The organism is Streptomyces sp. NPDC079020 (genome assembly GCF_044542225.1).
Taxonomy (GTDB): Bacteria; Actinomycetota; Actinomycetes; order Streptomycetales; family Streptomycetaceae; genus Streptomyces.
This window is the reverse complement of the sequence record NZ_JBITUB010000003.1, coordinates 353247-371312: the sequence shown is the minus strand read 5'-3', so window position 1 is coordinate 371312 and position 18066 is coordinate 353247. Positions and strand designations below refer to the sequence as shown.

Here is an 18066-nt window from a genome sequence, read left to right as displayed (position 1 = left end):
GCACACACTCTCCGTACAGCAGAAAGGCAGGTCCGCGATGACCCGGGTGCTTGTGGTCGACGACGAGCCGCAGATCGTACGCGCCCTCGTGATCAACCTGAAGGCGCGCAAGTACGAGGTGGACGCGGCGCCCGACGGGGCGACCGCCCTTCAGCTCGCCGCCGCCCGCCACCCCGATGTCGTCGTTCTGGACCTCGGGCTGCCCGACATGGACGGCGTGGAGGTGATCAAGGGGCTGCGCGGCTGGACCCGGGTACCGATCCTGGTGCTCTCGGCCCGTCACACCTCCGACGAGAAGGTCGAGGCGCTGGACGCCGGTGCCGACGACTACGTCACCAAGCCGTTCGGCATGGACGAGCTGCTGGCCCGGCTGCGGGCCTCCGTGCGCCGGGCCGAACCGGTCGGCCAGGGCGGAGCCGACGACGTCGTGACGGTCGAGACCGAGGGATTCACGGTCGACCTGGCGGCGAAGAAGGTCCACCGCGAGGGCCGAGACGTACGGCTGACGCCGACCGAATGGCACCTGCTGGAGGTCCTCGTGCGCAACAGCGGCCGGCTGGTCAGCCAGAAGCAGCTGCTCCAGGAGGTCTGGGGCCCCTCGTACGGCACCGAGACCAACTACCTGCGGGTCTACATGGCCCAGCTGCGCCGGAAGTTGGAGGCCGACCCCTCGCACCCCCGGCACTTCGTCACCGAGCCGGGCATGGGCTACCGCTTCGAACGCGGCTGACAGCCGGCCCGGGCAACCTGTGGCACCCGTCCGGGCAACCCTTTCGAGTGATCCTCCCTGGCCCCCGCCCGTACCACAGGGGACCGGTACCCTTCGGGTATGAGTGCTGTTCCTCGATTCGAGAAGGGCGGGAAGGCGGAAAAGCCTTCCGGCCGCTTCCGCCGCATTCTCGACCGGCTGTCCAGCTCCCAGCAGGACCTGGAGTCCGAGGAGCTGCAGGAGGACACGCAGGCGTCGGGGTGCACGCGCATCTCCGAATGCTCGGACCGCCAGATCGTGAAGGTGGCTGGTACGTTGCGGACCGTCACCCTGCGTCCGCGGGCCGGAGTGCCCGCACTGGAGGCGGAGCTCTTCGACGGGACCGCGCCGCTGGACGTGGTCTGGCTGGGCCGGCGCTCCATCGTCGGCATCGAGCCCGGCCGCAGACTCATCGCCTCGGGCCGCGTCGCCATGAGCCACGGGCGCCGGGTGCTGTTCAACCCCAAATACGAACTCCGACCGCTCGGCAAGGAGTAGCCGGTGACGTCTCTCGACAAGCCGACGTCCGAAACGGACCAGACCCACCGCACCGAACAGCAGGAAGCAGAAGCGAAAGCGGTCACCGAGGCCGCGCTCTTCGAGGCCTTCGGCGGCGTGCGCGGCATGGTGGAGACAGTCCTTCCCGGGCTGCTCTTCGTCACGATCTTCACCATCAACAAGAACCTGCACACCTCGGCCATCGCCGCCCTGGTCGTGTCCCTCGCGCTGGTCGGCGTACGGCTGATCCGCAAGGACACCGTCAAGCACGCGTTCAGCGGCGTCTTCGGCGTGGCCTTCGGTGTGGTCTTCGCGATGATGACGGGCAACGCCAAGGACTTCTACCTGCCGGGCATGATCTACACGCTCGGCCTGGCGCTGGCCTACCTCGTCACGACCCTCGCCGGGGTGCCGCTGATCGGCCTGATCCTGGGCCCGGTCTTCAAGGAGAACCTCTCCTGGCGCACCAGGAACCCCGGCCGCAAGAAGGCGTACGCCAAGGCCAGCTATGCCTGGGGGCTGATCCTGCTGGCCAAGTGCGCGATCCTCTTCCCGCTCTACTGGTGGGCCGACACCACCCAGCTGGGCTGGGTGCTCGTCGCGCTGAAGATCCCGCCGTTCCTGCTCGCGGTGTATCTGACCTGGGTCTTCCTGGCCAAGGCGCCGCCTCCCATCGACGTCTTCGCCGAGATGGAGGCGGAGGAGCGCGCCGAGAAGGCACGCAAGGAGCAGGCGGCGGCAGCCCCGCACCACGAGGCCTGACCGGCGCCACCCGCAGACGGACGGGGAGGGGCCCGGAACCGTGACTCACGGTTCCGGGCCCCTCCCCGTCCGGTTCATCCGCAGGTGTACGTCTGCCCAGGTGTACGAGGCGGACGGTGCCGGGTCAGTCGTGTTCAGTTGTCCTCGGGACCCCGGCGGACCGACAGCAGGTCCTCCAACTGCTCCTCGCGCGCCTGGGCGGCCACGAACAGCAGCTCGTCACCGGCCTCCAGAGTCTCCTCGGTGCTCGGCGTCAACACCCGCGTACCGCGGATGATGGTGACCAGCGAGGTGTCCTCCGGCCATGCCACGTCCCCGACCGAGGTGCCGGCCAGCGCCGACTCCGGCGGCAGCGTCAGCTCGACCAGGTTGGCGTCGCCGTGGCTGAAGCGCAGCAGCCGGACGAGATCGCCGACGCTCACCGCCTCCTCGACCAGGGCCGACATCAGGCGCGGCGTGGAGACCGCGACATCGACGCCCCAGGACTCGTTGAACAGCCACTCGTTCTTGGGGTTGTTGACCCGGGCGACGACGCGCGGCACGCCGTACTCGGTCTTCGCGAGCAGCGAGACGACCAGGTTGACCTTGTCGTCGCCGGTCGCGGCGATGACGACGTTGCACCGCTGCAGGGCCGCCTCGTCCAGCGAGGTGATCTCACAGGCGTCCGCGAGAAGCCACTCGGCCATCGGGACCCGCTCCACCGAGATGGCGGTCGGTGCCTTGTCGATCAGCAGCACCTCGTGCCCGTTCTCCAGCAGCTCGGCCGCGATGGAACGGCCCACCGCTCCGGCCCCGGCAATCGACACGCGCATCAGTGACCGCCCTCCTCAGGACCCTCGGCAAAGGCCTCTTCGACCTTGGCGATCTCGTCCGTACGCATCATCACGTGGACCAGGTCGCCCTCCTGCAGCACGGTCTGCGACGTCGGCAGGATCGCCTCACCCAAACGGGTGAGGAAAGCCACGCGGACTCCGGTCTCCTCCTGGAGCGTGCTGATCTTGTGCCCGATCCAGGACGGCGTCGTGTGCACCTCGGCGAGCTGCACACCACCGCTCGGGTCGCGCCACAGCGGCTCGGCGCCCGAGGGCAGCAGCCGCCGCAGCATCTGGTCCGCCGTCCAGCGGACCGTGGCCACGGTGGGAATACCGAGGCGCTGATAGACCTCGGCACGCCGGGGGTCGTAGATCCGGGCGGCGACGTTCTCGATGCCGAACATCTCGCGGGCCACCCGGGCGGCGATGATGTTCGAGTTGTCGCCGCTGCTCACCGCCGCGAACGCCCCGGCCTCCTCGATGCCCGCCTCGCGGAGGGTGTCCTGGTCGAAACCGACCCCGGTGACCCGACGGCCGCCGAATCCGGACCCGAGGCGGCGGAACGCCGTGGGGTCCTGGTCGATCACCGCGACCGTGTGCCCCTGCTGCTCCAGAGTCTGCGCGAGCGCGGCTCCGACTCGTCCGCAGCCCATGATGACGATGTGCACCTTGCGCCTACCTCGCAGTCCTGGTCGTCCGGCTGACCTGCGAAAACACCCTGCTCACACTTCTCTCTCAGTTTGCCGGGCAAACAACGGGGCAACCACCTTCGGCGTTGCCCGGGGATGAGCTTATGCGGCCTTGAATCCTTTGCCTCATCCGAGTGTGCGTTCGGCGGGACGCTCCGGCAAAGGGGAGGCAAAAGGGACGGGTGTCCACGATCCGCGGGCGGCCCGCACTGTCCGGCGGCTGCCGATGCCCGCTACCGCCCCGGGGACGGCCGCGCCGGAGCGCAGCCGTCCCCGGACCGTCGGCTGCCCCGGACTGGCACCGCCCGAACGTGTCGCCGTGCGCACCCTTCCGTACCGGTCAACAGACATCTAACATGTCAGTTCATGGAGACTCTTCGTCCGGTCCGGCGGACGCTGCTGCGGGACACCGCGTACGAAGCGATCCGCGACGCCATCGTCCGCGGCGACATCCCGCCCGGAGCCCCCGTGCGCGACGCCGATCTCGCCGAGCGCCTCGGACTCTCCCGCGCCCCGGTCCGCGACGCGCTGTCCCGGCTGGTGGGGGAGGGGCTCGTCGAGAGCAAGCCGCAGAGCTATACGAGGGTGACGCGGCTTGTCCCGCGCGATGTCCGGGATGCCGCCGCCGTCGTACAGGCCATGCAGGAGCTGGCGGCGCGCGGTGCGGTGCCACGGCTCACGGAGCGGGACATCGCGGCGATGCGCGCGGCGAACGAGCGGTTCCGGGCGGCGACCCGCAGGGGTGATGTCGCGGCCGCGCTGCGTGCCGACGACGAACTCCACGACACCCTCGTCACCGCCTGCGGCAACCGCGCGGTCGCCGCCACCATCGAGCGCTACACCCCGCTGATCCGCCGGCTGGAGTGGCGTCGCTTCGGTACGGCGGACGCGGCGCACGGCTCGGCGGAACTCCACGACCGCCTCATCGCCGCCTGCGCGGCGGGCGACGTGGAGGCGGCGGCGCGGATCACCGCGGACATCTGGAGCGCGCTGGAAGGGCTCGCGGACGAGGAGGAGAACGCCACGGCCCCGGAGGTGTGAGCGGCCGGAACCTTCGAGCGCGCCGGGCCTCCGGGAGAGGCACCGAGCCGGTCGGCCTCCGCACGTACCGCCTGCACCACACGTACCGCACGTCCTCCACGAACCCCGCGCACCTCGCGAAACACGTCCTCCACGCACCGCAACGAACCCCACGCACCTCACGCCCCCACGCATCCCGCGCACCTCACGTACTCCATGAACGACCGGACCCCCCGAACCTCACCTTCAGGAGCCCCCGTGACCACAGCCTCCACGCCCACGCCCATCCCCGCCCCCGTCCTCCCCGAGGCGCTCTCCGCTCCCCACCGCTACCCGCTCCTCTTCGGCCCCTCGCCGACGCACCGGCTGGAACGGCTCACCGAGCACCTCGGCGGTGCCGATCTCTGGGCCAAGCGGGAGGACTGCAACTCCCCGATCGCCTACGGCGGCAACAAAACGCGCAAGCTCGAATACCTCGTGGCCGACGCGCTGGCCAAGGGCTGCGACACCCTCGTCTCGATCGGCGGAGTCCAGTCCAACCACACCCGCCAGGTGGCCGCGGTCGCCGCCCGCGCCGGCCTGAAGTGCGTACTCATCCAGGAGAGCTGGGTCGAGTGGCCCGACGCCGTCTACGACAAGGTCGGCAACATCCTGATCAGCCGTCTCGCCGGAGCGGACATCCGTCTGGTCCGTGCCGGATTCGGCATAGGCGTCAAGGACAGCTGGGAGCAGGCGCTGCGTGAGGTCGAGGAACGCGGCGGCCGCCCGTACGCCATCCCGGCCGGTGCCTCCGACCACCCGCTGGGCGGACTCGGCTTCGCCAACTGGGCGTACGAGGTCGTGGAGCAGGAACGCGCGCTGGGCGTCTTCTTCGACACGGTCGTGGTCTGTTCGGTCACCGGTTCCACCCAGGCGGGCATGGTCGCCGGTTTCGCCGCCGTCCAGGAGGCGGGCGGCCGCCCCCGCCGTGTGCTGGGCATCGACGCCTCCGCCGAGCCGGCCCGTACCCGCGAGCAGATCGCCAGGATCGCGCGCGCCACCGCTTCCCGCATCGGTGTGCGGCGGGAGCTGACCGAGGACGACATCGAGCTGGACGAGCGGTACCACGGCGGTACGTACGGGATCCCCGACGAGGCCACGCTCGACGCGATGCGGCTCGCCGCCCGGACCGAGGGCATGGTCACCGACCCGGTCTACGAGGGGAAGTCGATGGCGGGCATGGCCGACCTCGTCGCACGCGGTGAGATCGGCCGCGAGTCGACCGTGCTGTACGCCCATCTGGGCGGCCAGCCGGCACTGAACGGTTACAGCGCGTTGTTCTCGTAGGGGTGGGCGCAAGGATTGCGTTAAGGAATGTGTGAGCTTTTCCGCTGATCGCAGGAGAATGCGAGGCCACGGCGTTTGGGCGGCGGTGACCCCGTTGCCCAGCGCTTACGATCCTCTGCGTGTCCAAACTGACCGACGTGCCCAAACGGATCCTGATCGGCCGGGCGCTGCGCAGCGACAAGCTGGGAGAAACGCTCCTCCCCAAACGCATCGCGCTCCCCGTCTTCGCGTCCGACCCGCTGTCATCGGTGGCGTACGCACCGGGAGAAGTTCTCCTGGTGCTGTCCATCGCGGGCGTGTCGGCCTATCACTTCAGCCCGTGGATCGCGGTCGCCGTCGTGGTCCTGATGTTCACGGTCGTCGCCTCGTACCGGCAGAACGTGCACGCGTACCCGAGTGGTGGCGGTGACTACGAGGTCGCCAACACCAACCTCGGCCCCAAGGCGGGACTGACAGTCGCCAGTGCCCTGCTGGTCGACTACGTCCTGACCGTGGCCGTGTCCATCTCCTCGGGCGTGGAGAACCTGGGTTCCGCGATCCCGTTCGTCGTCGAGCACAAGACGCTCTGCGCCATCGCCGCCATCGTGCTGCTGACCCTGATGAATCTGCGGGGTGTCAAGGAGTCGGGGAAGCTGTTCGCCATTCCCACGTACCTCTTCGTGGCGGGCGTCTTCATCATGATCTTCTGGGGCGCGTTCCGGGGGCTGGTCCTCGGCGACACGATGCACGCCCCCACCTCGGACTACGAGATCAGGCCCGAACGCGAGGGGCTGGCCGGCTTCGCCCTGGTCTTCCTGCTGCTGCGCGCGTTCTCCTCCGGCTGTGCGGCCCTCACCGGGGTCGAGGCGATCAGCAACGGTGTCCCCGCCTTCCGCAAGCCCAAGAGCAAGAACGCCGCGACCACCCTGGCCGCGATGGGCCTGCTGGCCGTCACCATGTTCTGCGGCATCATCGGGCTGGCCATGGCCACCGATGTGAAGATGGCCGAGAACCCGGCGAAGGACCTGATCCACAACGGTGCCGCGGTCGGCGAGAGCTTTGTCCAGGATCCGGTGATCTCGCAGGTCGCGGCCGCGGTGTTCGGCGACGGATCGTTCTTCTTCATCATCCTCGCCGCCGCCACCGCGCTGGTCCTGTTCCTGGCGGCCAACACCGCGTACAACGGGTTCCCGCTGCTCGGCTCGATCCTGGCGCAGGACCGCTATCTGCCGCGTCAGCTGCACACCCGCGGGGACCGGCTCGCCTTCTCCAACGGCATCGTGCTGCTGGCGGGCGCCGCCATCCTGCTGGTCTGGATCTACGGGGCCGACTCCACGCGGCTGATCCAGCTCTACATCGTCGGGGTCTTCGTCTCCTTCACCCTCAGCCAGACCGGCATGGTCCGGCACTGGAACCGCCATCTGCGCACCGAGAAGGACCCGGCCAAGCGGCGCCGCATGATCCGCTCCCGTGCGATCAACACCTTCGGCGCCTTCTTCACCGGCCTGGTGCTCGTGGTCGTCCTGGCCACCAAGTTCACCCACGGCGCCTGGGTCGCCCTGCTCGGCATGGTGATCTTCTACGGGACGATGAGCGCGATCCGCAGGCACTACGACCGGGTCGCCGAGGAGATCGCCGCCGACGAGACCCCCTCGGACGAGAGCGTCCGGCCGTCCCGGGTCCACTCGATCGTGCTGGTCTCCAAGCTCCACCGCCCCACGCTGCGGGCCCTGGCGTACGCCAAGCTGATGCGCACCGACCACCTGGAGGCGCTGTCCATCAGCGTCGACCCGGCCGAGACGAAGGCGCTCAAGGAGGACTGGGAGCGGCGCGGCATCAACGTACCGCTGAAGATCCTCGACTCGCCGTACCGCGAAGTGACCCGTCCGGTCATCGAGTACGTGAAGGGCCTGCGCCGCGAGAGCCCGCGTGACGTGGTCAGTGTCTACATCCCGGAGTACGTCGTCGGGCACTGGTACGAGCACCTGCTGCACAACCAGAGCGCGCTGCGCCTCAAGGGCCGGCTGCTGTTCACCCCCGGGGTGATGGTGACCTCCGTGCCGTACCAGCTGGAGTCCTCTGAGGCCGCGAAGAAGCGGGCGAGGAAGCGCGCGGAGTGGAGCGCACCGGGTTCGGTGCGCCGGGGGCCGGTGGAACGCCGGCAGAAGGAACCCAGCAACAGGGGCTGACGCCCCGCCCGGTGATTGTGGTAAGCGGCCGGACGCCGCACACGTAGACTGGTGGGCTGTTGTCCGGCCGTACGCCCGGCCGTTTGTCCTTTGAACTCTGGAGCCTCCCCTCATGCAGAACGAATCCACGTCGTCGCTGGTCGGGGAGGAGTACGAGGTCGAGGTCGGGCCCGTCGCACACGGCGGTCACTGCATCGCCCGTACCGACGAGGGCCGGGTGCTCTTCGTACGGCACACCCTCCCGGGCGAGAAGGTCGTCGCCAGGGTCACGGACGGCGAGAGCGACTCCCGCTTCCTGCGCGCCGACGCGGTACGGATCATCGAGGCGTCCAAGGACCGCGTCGAGGCTCCGTGCCCGTACGCCGGCCCCGGTATGTGCGGCGGCTGCGACTGGCAGCACGCCAAGCCCGGTGCCCAGCGCCGGCTCAAGGGCGAAGTGATCGCCGAGCAGCTCCAGCGCCTCGCGGGCCTCACGCCCGAGGAGGCAGGCTGGGACGGCACGGTCATGCCGGCCGAGGGCGACAAGCTCCCCCAGGGCGAGGTGCCCGCCTGGCGCACCCGGGTCCAGTACGCGATCGACGAGGACGGCCGCGCCGGTCTGCGCAAGCACCGCTCGCACGACGTCCAGCCCGTCGACCACTGCATGATCGCCGCACCCGGCGTCACGGAGCTCGGCATCGAGAAGCGGGCGTGGCCGCAGATGGCCGCGGTGGAGGCCATCTCCGCCACCGGTTCCCACGACCGCCAGGTCATCCTCACCCCGAAGGCCGGCGGCCGGCTGCCCCTGGTCGAGCTCGACAAGCCGGTCTCCGTGCTGCGCGTCGACGAGCACGACGGCGGCATCCACCGCGTCCACGGCCGCGCCTTCGTCCGCGAGCGCGCCGACGACCGCACCTACCGCGTCGGCTCCGGCGGCTTCTGGCAGGTCCACCCGCAGGCCGCGAACACCCTGGTCCGCGCGGTCATGCAGGGCCTCCTGCCCCGCAAGAACGACACCGCCCTCGACCTCTACTGCGGCGTCGGCCTGTTCGCGGGCGCCATCGGCCAGCGCATCGGCGAGAAGGGCGCGGTGCTCGGCATCGAGTCCGGCAAGCGCGCGGTCGAGGACGCCCGCCACAACCTCAAGGACCTCGACCGGGTCCGCATCGAACACGGCAAGGTCGACCAGGTCCTGCCCCGCACCGGCATCACCGAGTGCGACCTCATCGTCCTGGACCCGCCCCGCGCGGGCGCCGGCAAGCAGGTCGTCAAGCACCTCTCGTCCCTGGGCGCCCGCCGCATCGCCTACGTCGCGTGCGACCCGGCCGCCCTGGCCCGCGACCTGGCGTACTTCCGCGACGGTGGATACACGGTGCGGACGCTGCGGGCGTTCGACCTGTTCCCGATGACGCACCACGTGGAGTGCGTAGCGATTCTGGAGCTGGTGAAGAAGGACGCCTGAGCTGCGGTTTTACCCGCATGCAGGACATGCGGTGCGGGCGCTGCGGGCGATACCTTGACGCTCGTGGCGCTCATGTGGCGCTCGCTCTGATGGAGCGTCACATGACTGACCGTGCAGGTCGTGCGGGGCGGAGGATGCGCGGGGCTTTCTCCGTTCCCGGCGTTCTCCTCGCGGGGCCGGGCGGCGGGCTCTCCGTCGTGGCGGTGGAACCGAGCATGTCACCCTTACCGCGCTCAGGCCTCTTGGCATATTGCACAAACTCCCACGTCGCTGCTTGCCGCGATTGCGCAGAGACGGGTCTCGAACCGTGCTTCAGGATGTGCGTCCAGACAAGGCGTGAGCCGGATGAAACATCCAGTTCACCGTGACGACATCGGGAGTCCGCTGTGCACTGGAGAAAACTGCTCGTCCCCCTGACCTCGCTCCTGCTCCTGCTGACGGCTTCCGCCGGCGCGGGAGCGGCAGCGGCGTCCACCGGTTCGCCCGCCGGTGCCGGCGCCGAGGTGGCCGCGGCCGACTACGGCGCTCCCGGCCCCTACGCCACCGCGGTGGAGGTCGGGGCGGTGACCACGCTGTACTACCCGCGTGACATCGCGACCAGCGATCGCCGTCACCCCGTGATCGTGTGGGGCAACGGCACCTTCGCCTTCCCGGTCGTCTACCGCGACCTGTTGCTCCACTGGGCCAGTCAGGGCTTCATCGTCGCCGCCGCCAACACCCCGCAGTCCAACCTGGGCATCTCCATGCGCGCCGGGATCGACCTGCTCACCCGTCGCAACGCCGACCAGGGCAGCCCCTTCCACGACCGTGTCGACCTGGAGCACATCGGCGCGTCCGGTCACTCGCAGGGCGGCGCCGCCGCCATCGTCGTCGGCGCGGACCCGCGCATCGACACCATCCTGCCCATCCAGCCCGGTCCGCTCGCCGACATCGACGGCGTACACGTACCCGCGCTCCTCCTGGCCGGGCAGAAGGACAGCATCGTCTTCCCCTTCCTGGTCAAGGCCTTCTACAACGACGCCGACCACATACCGGCCATCTACGGGGAACTGCGCGGCGCCGATCACCTCACGGTCGTGGGCGACCCCGGCCCGTTCGCCGCGCCCACCACCGCCTGGTTCAAGGCACACCTGATGGGGGACCAGACGGCGCGTGCACAGTTCTTCGGGGCCGACTGCGGGATCTGCACCGACAGTGGCACCTGGTCCGACGTCCGGCGCAACGGCCTCGCGAACGGGTGACCCGCTCCCGGAGATCCCTTCCGCCGTGACCGGCGGCCGTTCCCGATCCACGCCGCCCGCCCCTGACGCTCCCGCGTCCAGGGGCGGCCGGTTCCCGTTCGCACATGGAAGGACTGCCATGGACCTCATCGCGACCACCGGGCAGGGCAAGGTCCGAGGCCGTTTCCACAACGGGATCGCCACCTTTCTCGGCATCCCCTACGCCGCCCCGCCCTTCGGCGCCCACCGCTTCCGCGCACCCGCCCCTGTCGAGTCCTGGGAAGGGGTACGAGACGCTCTGGAGTACGGGCCCACCGCACCCAAACGCCCCTACCGCCCGCCCCTCGACCGGCTGATACCCGATCCGAGCATCCCCGGGGACGACTGTCTCAACCTCAACGTCTGGACCCCGTCCGTCGGCGAGGGCCGGCTGCCCGTCATGGTCTGGATCCACGGGGGTTCCCTGCGCAACGGCTCGGCGAGCCTGCCGCTCTACGACGGGGGCGCCTTCGCACGCGACGGGGTGGTCCTCGTCTCCGTCAACTACCGGCTCGGCGTCGAGGGGTTCGGGGTCTTTCCCGACGCCCCCGCCAACCGGGGCCTCCTCGACCAGATCGCAGCCCTGATCTGGGTCCGCGACAACATCTCCGCCTTCGGCGGAGATCCGGCGAACGTCACCGTGTGCGGGGAGTCCGCCGGCGCGATCAGCATCGCTGCCCTCATGACCAGCCCCGCCGCGGCCGGGCTGTTCCACCGGGCGATCCTGCAGAGCGGCCCGCCGCACACGGTGTCGCGCCGCGAGGGCGCGAAGACCGTACGGTCGATGGCGAAGAGACTGCGGATCCCGGCCACCGCCGAGGCGTTCGCGGCGGTGGACCGGGACCTGCTGCTGGACGCGCAGGCCGCCGTCGTCGACCGGTCCGACCCCATCGGCGGCGGTCCCGGCTTCCACATCGTGGTCGACGACGACGTGGTGCCCGCCGCCCCGCCCCTTCCCGAGGCCGACCTGCTGCTGGGCTGCAACCGGGAGGAGTACCGGCTGTGGTTCGTACCCGGCGGAACCGTGGACCGGATCAGTCGGCTCACCCTGCGGCTGGCACTGCTGAAGATCCGTGTCCCGCAACGCGTGGCACGCCTCTACCGAGCCACCCGGCCGCACGCCAAACCCGGTGAGATCCTGGGGGAGATGGCCACCGACCTCCTGCTGCGGGGGCCCCTCAACCGCCTCGCCGACTCCCGGCCCGCCCGCACCTTCGTCTACGAATTCCGCTGGCGCTCGCCCGTGATGGGACTCGGCGCGTGCCATGCGCTGGAACTCGGCTTCGTCTTCGACAACCTGCGTGCCGCCGAGGACCTGACCGGGTCCGGCGCGCCCCAGCCACTGGCCGACGCCATGCACCGGGCCTGGGTCGCCTTCGCCACTACCGGACAGCCGGGCTGGTCCGGCTGGAACGCGGACCGGCCCGTCATGGTCTTCGACCACCCCGACGCCGGCCCGGTCCTCGCACCCCGGAACGAGGAACTCGGCGCCTGGCTCTGACGGATGACAGGCCGAGCGCTCGCCGGCGCCGGCCGTGGTTCAGCGGTTCATCCGCTCTCCGCCGCTCCCGCGGATCCCTGCGCTCCGGTGACCCCGCGCTGATCCGCGGGCCCGGCCAGGTCCCTGGCGATGAGCGCCGCCTGGATCAGCCGCGCCTGCGCGGGAATCGCGAGGTCGAGGCCGGTCAGCGCGCTCACTCGCTGCAACCGGTAGTCCAGGGTGTTGCGGTGGACGCACAGCTCCAGCGCCGTCCGGCGGCGGTTGAGCCCCCGCTCCACGAACACGCGCAGCGTCTCCAGCAGGTACGGATGCTCCTCCAAGGGGTCGAGTTTGGCCGCCAGCCGCACCAGGCCGTCCCCGGGGCGCGCGAGCTGGTGCTCCAGCAGCACGTCGTCGAGGCGGTAGCACCCGGGCGGGCGTCCCAGGCGCCGGACGAGATCCAGCACGCGGCCGGCCTCCTGCGCCGCCGAGGAGACGGCCGCCGGTACGGAGGAGCGGGCGGCGGCGGCGCGCACGGGCTGGCCCACGTCCTTCTCCAGCCGGGCCACCAGGCCCGGCACGTCGGACCTGCCCGGCAACAGGGCGATCCGGGCGACGTGGTCCATCAGCACAGGAATCCCGGTGAAGGCGTCGAGCGAGGACTGCACCAATCTGCTCGGCGGGTCGGACTCGAACGCGAAGGCGACCACCTCGTGCTCACCCCCCACGGCCACCCGCGCCACTCCCGCCAGCTCCTCGTACGGCCGTCCTTCCAGCAGGGCGCTGAGCAGGGCCCGCCGTACGCGCTTGTCCTCGCTGTGGAGGTTCTCCTGGGCGTTCTGGTGGGCGAGGACGACCGCGGGCAGCGCGGCGTGCAGGCAGGCGAGCAGCTTGCCGCCCGCCCCGGCCAGCTCACCGGGCTCCGCGACCTCGGTCAGCGTCTGCCACCACACCTCGGCGCCGATCAGGTACGCGGCGATCACCGCCTCCAGGGGGACGCGCTCCTCGGCCCGGCGCGCCGACCACTCGATGAGCCGGGTCAGATCGCCCGGCCCCATCGGACCCCCGACGCCGTCGCGCAGTGCCCTGAGCAACAGCGCGTGCACCGCCGCGATGGACCGCGCCACCTCGCCCTGGAGGGTGGCGCGGGGCAGCGCTCCGTAGAACGGTGCCTCCGCCGCGCAGCGCGCGACCACGACGGCCGTGAGGTCACCTACCCGGGCAGCCATCCGGGCGTGCAGGTCCGACATCGGCGCATCGTCACACCGCCCCGGCCGTGCCGTCAATCGGAGCCCCGGGTCCGGCGGCGCGGGCAGTGCGTCGGGCGTGTTCCCGAAACGCTCCCGGCCGTCAACTCGTCGACGAAGGAGGTGACGCCATGACGGCAACAAGCGCACCGCCTGGCTCGCCATGCGCGTCTTCCTGCGGCTCAACGGCGTCAGTGCCAGTACTGTCCCGCCGTCCGTCTCCGTTGCCGGCCCGTTCGTCGAGGACGTTGCGCAGGACAACGTCGATGTGCCGGTCATAGCCAGACATCTGTCGGTCTGGTTCCCCGTTTCCTGACGTTCGACGACGTGAGGGCCGGGCACGCGCGTGCCCGGCCCTCACGCGTACCGGCTCCGTGCCGGTTGGGCCGGTCCCCTGCGCGGAAGCCCGCGAGGGCCACCCCCATCGGGAGCCATGCTTCTCGTGCTGTGGTGGCCGCTCCGGGGCTGACGCTCGCAGAATTCTGAACCACACCCGGTGGCGTAGGTCGGAGACCGGCGTTTCCATGCGCCCGCAATCGTGCCCCGCGTCGGGTGGGTGTCAGTCGACCGGCTTGCCGGGCTGGTCGTGCGTGGCGCAGTGGATGCCGTCGCCTCCGGAGGCGACGGTGTCGATCACGACCGGCACGACGTCGCGGTCGGGAAACTGTTCCCGGAGGATTCCCCGGGCCCTGTCGTCGGCCTTTCGGTCGCCGAAGCGGGGCATGAAGACGGAGTCGTTGGCCACGTAGAAATTGGCGTAGGTCGACACGAAGTCGTCGCCCTCGCCGGTGATCCTGTCGAGGTCGGGCTGCGGCAGGTCGATCACTTCGAAGCGCCGGCCCCGGGCGTCCGTCGCCTTGCTCAGCACCGCCCTGGCCTGGCCGGCCGCGCGTGACCAGGAGTCCGCGGGCGTACCGGGAAAGGCCTGGTCCAGCAGCACCACGCCCGGCGCGGTGAAGCGGACGAGGCTGTCCACGTGGGCGTCGGTGATGTCCTGGCCGCGTACGCCCTTCAGCCAGACCACCTTCTCGATCCCCAGGGTCTCCTTGAGGTCGGCCTCGATGCCGCCCCGGCTCAGGCCCGGGTCGCGGTTCTCGTTGACGATCGAGCTCTCGGTGATCAGCAAGGTGCCCTCGCCGTCGGTCTCGAAGGAGCCGCCTTCGGCGACGAGGGGAGCCTCCACACGCGGAACCCCGTACTTGGACAGGAGCGTACGGCCGACGCGGGCGTCATTCGTGTGTTCCTGCTTGCCGCCCCAGCCGTTGAAGTTGAAGTCGACCCCGATGACCTCGTCGCCCTCCTCGACGAACACCGGGACCGTGTCGCGGGCCCACATGTCGTCCACGGGTAGAGGGATGACCTCGACCTGCGAGCCGCAGGCCCGTTGGGCGGCCTTCCGCTGGTCGGGCCTGGCCATCATGACGACGTACTCGTAGTCCGCGATGGCACGGGCGATGCGGGCGATGTCCTTGCGGACGTACGGGAGGTCCTCTCCCCATACGGATTCCAGGGCGGGCCACGACATGAAGGTGCGCGCGTGGCTGTCCCACTCCGCGCCGAACCGCCGTTCTCCCTCGGACGCGCGGTCCGGTCCGGTGCCGGCCGCCCGGGATGCCGAGCCGTCCGGGCCACAGGCGGAGGCCCCGAAAGCGAGTGCGCCGAGCCCGGAAAGAGACCGGAGGACCGTACGGCGGGTGGGGGGACGGTGAGGCACGGGTGTGCTCCGATCGTGAACGTTCAAAGGCTGTCCGGCGGCGGGGGATCCGGCGCGGCGGTCCGCAGCCGCCGGTCTCGTAGCCGCCGGCCTCGGGGGTCAGGTGCTGCGGTCCTTGGCACGAGCGCCGGTTCCGGCTCTGACGGCACTCTGACACTGACTGAAAAGTCAGTCACGTTTGGCTTCGGGCCGGGTGTGCGGTTCCTGCCGAGACCTCGTCCTGGTCCCTGGCGTGGAGCGGGAGTGCGTTCGGGCCGTCGGCGGGCGGGCGATGTCTTCTCCGGAGCCGGGTTCGTCCTCGGCCCGGCGGGCTGCGAGGGGGGACTTGCCGCCGAGCCGGTGAGCGGCCTGTCCTTCGGTGATCTCGCCGGTCGACGCCCGTTCCGCGTCCGAAGCCCCGACCTGACTTTCCTTCGCCCGTGCGGACCCGCTTCCGTACGCGGGCGGGGCCCGGTGGTCGGCCGGCGGGGCTTCGGAAGCCTCTTTCTCGGGGCGTCGGCCTGGTGCGGGGGGTGGTGGCCGGCCCGGTAGGTTGGTCGCCATGGCGTCCCGCAATACCCGGATTCTCGAAGCGGCCGCACGGGTGATCGCCCGGCGCGGTGTCCGCGGCCTGCGCGTGGAGGAACTCGCGGCCGAGGCGGGTGTGTCCACCGGATTGATCTACTACCACTTCAAGGACCGCACCGGGATCCTCCGCCACACCCTGGAGTTCATCAACGACAGGGCGGAGCGCTACACCACGGTCCGCGGCCCGGACGCCCCGTCTCTCGGCCCGCGTGAGCAACTCGAACAGATTCTTCTGCTGGAGCTGCAGGACACCGAAGAGGTCCGGGAGAACAGTGCGGCGTGGGGGGAGCTGCGGGCGAGTGCCGTCTTCGATCCGGCCCTGCGTGAGGATCTCGCCCGCGCGACCCTGGTGTGGGTGCAGGAAGTGGCGGCCATGCTGGGCCAGGTGAGGCCCATGGCTCCGGCCGCGAAGCTCGCGGCCGCCGCCGAGAGGCTCACGGCGTTGCTGGAGGGGCTGAGTATGCGCTGGCTCAGTGGCGGACTCGGGATCGACCACGCGAGGACCCTCCTGGTGGGCGGCATCGAAGCGGAGCTGTCCGGTCTGGAAGCCCGGTAGCGGATCCCTCTCCCGTTGGCGTGCGTGTGCCCGCCGCCGTTCCCGTACGTCCCGGGCCGCTGTTGCCGCTCCCTGCCTCTCTGTCTGATGTCTTGTTCCTTGTGTGCCGTGCCCGTCATGCCTTCCGTGCCCGGTTTGCTTGGTTGCGTCGCCGTTCTTGACTGAATTTTCAGCCAGTATTCCGGGTGGCGTCACTGAGGGTTTGATGCCGCCCCGGCCGGCTCCTTGACGCGGTTTGCCCGGGGTGTACGGCTGGGATCGGCCTCGTCCCGATCCGGGGTCCTTCTCGATGGCGCACCTTGTGGAGTGCGTGGCGATCCTTGGAGCTGCGGAAAAGGGTTCCTGACCTGCGAGGTTGGGGCGCGCAGCACGGTCGCAGCGTCCTGGAGATCGCGGTCGGTGGCCTCGCCGCGTTCCCGGGCTGCAGCTCGGTGATCGCGGGGGCCAGGACGCCGGAACAGGTGAGGGCCAACGCGGCGGCCGGGGAGTGGGTACCCACCGCCGAGGAGCTGAGGGAGATCGTGGAGCTGCTGTAGGGCGGCGCCCCGGTCGCGATCCGGTCGCCCTGTGCAGGACGCACGCCCCGCCCTCGGGACGGGTGTGCGTCCTGCACGCGTGCGGAAGGCCGCCGCTGTCTATGGTGCCGCCACCCCTGATCCCTGGGGCCGTAGCCTGAGCAGGCCGGAAGGACAGCCGATGAGCACCATGAGAGATGCGGGCCGTGGCATCACGCGCGCCGCCGACGCCGCGGGGACGGCGGACCGCCCGTCGGCGCGTGGTTCGAGAGCATGCCCTTCGGACGGGCGCACTTCCTTGCCGCCGCTGCCCTCTTCATGGCATTCGTGATCGAGTCGTGGGAACAGCTGGCACTGGTGTACGTGTCGGGGGACCTCGGTGGCGCCTTCGGCATCGATGAGTCCGCGATCGGCTGGGCCCTGTCCGCGGTGGCGCTCGGCATGATCCCGAACAGCCTGGTGTGGGGGCCGGTGTCCGACCGGATCGGGCGGCGTTCGGTCTGCCTGTGGTCGCTCGCCGCGTACGGGGTCGTCGCGCTGGCCAGCGCCTTCTCGCCCAACCTCACCGTGCTCATGGTGACGCGGTTCGTGTCCGGGCTGGCGCTCGCCGGCATCCACACGGTGACGTTCCCCTACTTCCTGGAACTGCTTCCGTCCCGGCTGCGCGGCCGTGCGGCCGTCTATCTGTCCATCGGCTGGCCCATCGGTGTCCTGCTCGCCGTCGGCGTGACCCAGGTCCTGGGCGGTCTCGGCTGGCACGTGGTGACCATCGCCGGTGGGCTCGCCGGACTGTGGGTGTTCGCCATCCGGGCCTGGGTTCCGGAGTCCCCGTACTGGCTCGCGGAGCAGGGGCGCCACCAGGAGGCGGCCGATGTGCTGCGCCGGCTCGGGGCCGATGTGCCCGAAGGCACGGTCTTCGCCTCCGCCCCGGCGGCCGAGGCCCGTGCGGGGCGGCCCGTCGGTCTCTTCCGCGGGCCGCTGCTCCGTGTGAGCCTGCTCATGCTCGTCGTCAATTTCGCCTTCAACTGGGGCTACTGGGGGCTGCAGACCTGGCTGCCCACCCTGTTGCAGGACAAGGGGCTGAGCTGTCGGCGAGCCTCGGCTTCGTCGCGCTGAGCGCCGTGTTCATGATTCCGGGATACGTCTCGGCGTCCTGGCTGACGGGCCGCTACGGCCGCAGGAAGGTCTTCCTGCCGTACGTCGGCCTCGCCGCGGTCTCCGGGGTGGCCTTCGCCTACGCGGACACCCTCACGACCATGTAGGT

17 protein-coding genes and 1 pseudogene are annotated in these 18066 nt (G+C 70.4%); 14 read left to right on the top strand and 4 right to left on the bottom strand.

The window, feature by feature from the left end; translation table 11 throughout:
• Positions 1–37 precede the first annotated feature (37 nt).
• The 3 genes from ACIGJO_RS08845 to ACIGJO_RS08835 all read left to right on the top strand — a co-directional run bounded on the left by ACIGJO_RS08845 (position 38) and on the right by ACIGJO_RS08835 (position 2008).
• Positions 38–730, top strand: coding sequence for a response regulator (locus ACIGJO_RS08845; RefSeq protein WP_399954144.1), 693 nt, complete (start codon positions 38–40; stop codon positions 728–730).
• 99 nt (positions 731–829) lie between these two features.
• On the top strand, positions 830–1246 hold the full coding sequence (locus ACIGJO_RS08840; protein ID WP_399954141.1) for an OB-fold nucleic acid binding domain-containing protein: 417 nt from the start codon (positions 830–832) through the stop codon (positions 1244–1246).
• Positions 1247–1249: 3 nt separating this feature from the next.
• The gene (locus tag ACIGJO_RS08835) at positions 1250–2008 is read left to right on the top strand and encodes a DUF3159 domain-containing protein (RefSeq protein ID WP_399954138.1); all 759 of its coding nucleotides are present in this window, start codon (positions 1250–1252) and stop codon (positions 2006–2008) included.
• A gap of 134 nt (positions 2009–2142) precedes the next feature.
• On the opposite strand, the gene ACIGJO_RS08830 is transcribed toward ACIGJO_RS08835, so the two are convergent.
• Positions 2143–2820, bottom strand: a complete 678-nt coding sequence (locus ACIGJO_RS08830) for a potassium channel family protein (protein ID WP_399954135.1) — start codon at positions 2818–2820, stop codon at positions 2143–2145.
• Positions 2820–3488 (bottom strand): potassium channel family protein, encoded by a 669-nt coding sequence (locus ACIGJO_RS08825; RefSeq protein WP_399954132.1) that lies wholly within the window; start codon positions 3486–3488, stop codon positions 2820–2822. The genes ACIGJO_RS08830 and ACIGJO_RS08825 overlap by 1 nt, the downstream gene beginning before the upstream one ends.
• Positions 3489–3875: 387 nt before the next feature.
• Here ACIGJO_RS08825 and ACIGJO_RS08820 point away from each other — a divergent pair, with 387 nt between their 5' ends.
• The 6 genes from ACIGJO_RS08820 (at position 3876) to ACIGJO_RS08795 (ending at position 12224) form a co-directional block, all read left to right on the top strand.
• Complete coding sequence (locus ACIGJO_RS08820; protein ID WP_399954129.1) at positions 3876–4550, top strand: GntR family transcriptional regulator; 675 nt, start codon at positions 3876–3878, stop codon at positions 4548–4550.
• A gap of 264 nt (positions 4551–4814) precedes the next feature.
• Positions 4815–5855: a 1-aminocyclopropane-1-carboxylate deaminase gene (locus tag ACIGJO_RS08815; RefSeq protein ID WP_399954555.1), complete on the top strand. Its 1041-nt coding sequence runs from the start codon at positions 4815–4817 to the stop codon at positions 5853–5855.
• A gap of 119 nt (positions 5856–5974) precedes the next feature.
• Positions 5975–8023 (top strand): APC family permease, encoded by a 2049-nt coding sequence (locus ACIGJO_RS08810; protein ID WP_399954126.1) that lies wholly within the window; start codon positions 5975–5977, stop codon positions 8021–8023.
• Positions 8024–8135: 112 nt separating this feature from the next.
• Positions 8136–9464: a class I SAM-dependent RNA methyltransferase gene (locus ACIGJO_RS08805; protein ID WP_399954123.1), complete on the top strand. Its 1329-nt coding sequence runs from the start codon at positions 8136–8138 to the stop codon at positions 9462–9464.
• A 386-nt stretch (positions 9465–9850) separates the two neighbouring features.
• Complete coding sequence (locus ACIGJO_RS08800) at positions 9851–10705, top strand: alpha/beta hydrolase family protein (RefSeq protein ID WP_399954119.1); 855 nt, start codon at positions 9851–9853, stop codon at positions 10703–10705.
• Positions 10706–10823: 118 nt separating this feature from the next.
• Complete coding sequence (locus ACIGJO_RS08795) at positions 10824–12224, top strand: carboxylesterase/lipase family protein (protein WP_399954116.1); 1401 nt, start codon at positions 10824–10826, stop codon at positions 12222–12224.
• A gap of 47 nt (positions 12225–12271) precedes the next feature.
• Here the strand turns inward: ACIGJO_RS08795 and ACIGJO_RS08790 are convergent, their stop codons facing one another.
• Positions 12272–13453, bottom strand: a complete 1182-nt coding sequence (locus tag ACIGJO_RS08790; protein ID WP_399954113.1) for a PucR family transcriptional regulator — start codon at positions 13451–13453, stop codon at positions 12272–12274.
• Between the two features lie 130 nt (positions 13454–13583).
• Here ACIGJO_RS08790 and ACIGJO_RS08785 point away from each other — a divergent pair.
• A pseudogene (locus ACIGJO_RS08785) lies at positions 13584–13766 on the top strand (toxin); the annotation flags it as partial.
• A 243-nt stretch (positions 13767–14009) separates the two neighbouring features.
• Here the strand turns inward: ACIGJO_RS08785 and ACIGJO_RS08780 are convergent.
• Positions 14010–15164 (bottom strand): agmatine/peptidylarginine deiminase, encoded by a 1155-nt coding sequence (locus ACIGJO_RS08780; protein ID WP_399954110.1) that lies wholly within the window; start codon positions 15162–15164, stop codon positions 14010–14012.
• A gap of 541 nt (positions 15165–15705) precedes the next feature.
• Between ACIGJO_RS08780 and ACIGJO_RS08775 the strand changes: the two genes are divergently transcribed.
• The 4 genes from ACIGJO_RS08775 to ACIGJO_RS08760 all read left to right on the top strand — a co-directional run bounded on the left by ACIGJO_RS08775 (position 15706) and on the right by ACIGJO_RS08760 (position 18064).
• Positions 15706–16287 (top strand): TetR/AcrR family transcriptional regulator, encoded by a 582-nt coding sequence (locus tag ACIGJO_RS08775; protein WP_399954107.1) that lies wholly within the window; start codon positions 15706–15708, stop codon positions 16285–16287.
• A gap of 320 nt (positions 16288–16607) precedes the next feature.
• Positions 16608–16823 (top strand): aldo/keto reductase, encoded by a 216-nt coding sequence (locus ACIGJO_RS08770; protein ID WP_399954104.1) that lies wholly within the window; start codon positions 16608–16610, stop codon positions 16821–16823.
• A 252-nt stretch (positions 16824–17075) separates the two neighbouring features.
• On the top strand, positions 17076–17918 hold the full coding sequence (locus tag ACIGJO_RS08765; protein WP_399954100.1) for an MFS transporter: 843 nt from the start codon (positions 17076–17078) through the stop codon (positions 17916–17918).
• Positions 17919–17923: 5 nt separating this feature from the next.
• Positions 17924–18064, top strand: a complete 141-nt coding sequence (locus ACIGJO_RS08760; protein ID WP_399954097.1) for a hypothetical protein — start codon at positions 17924–17926, stop codon at positions 18062–18064.
• Positions 18065–18066 lie beyond the last annotated feature (2 nt).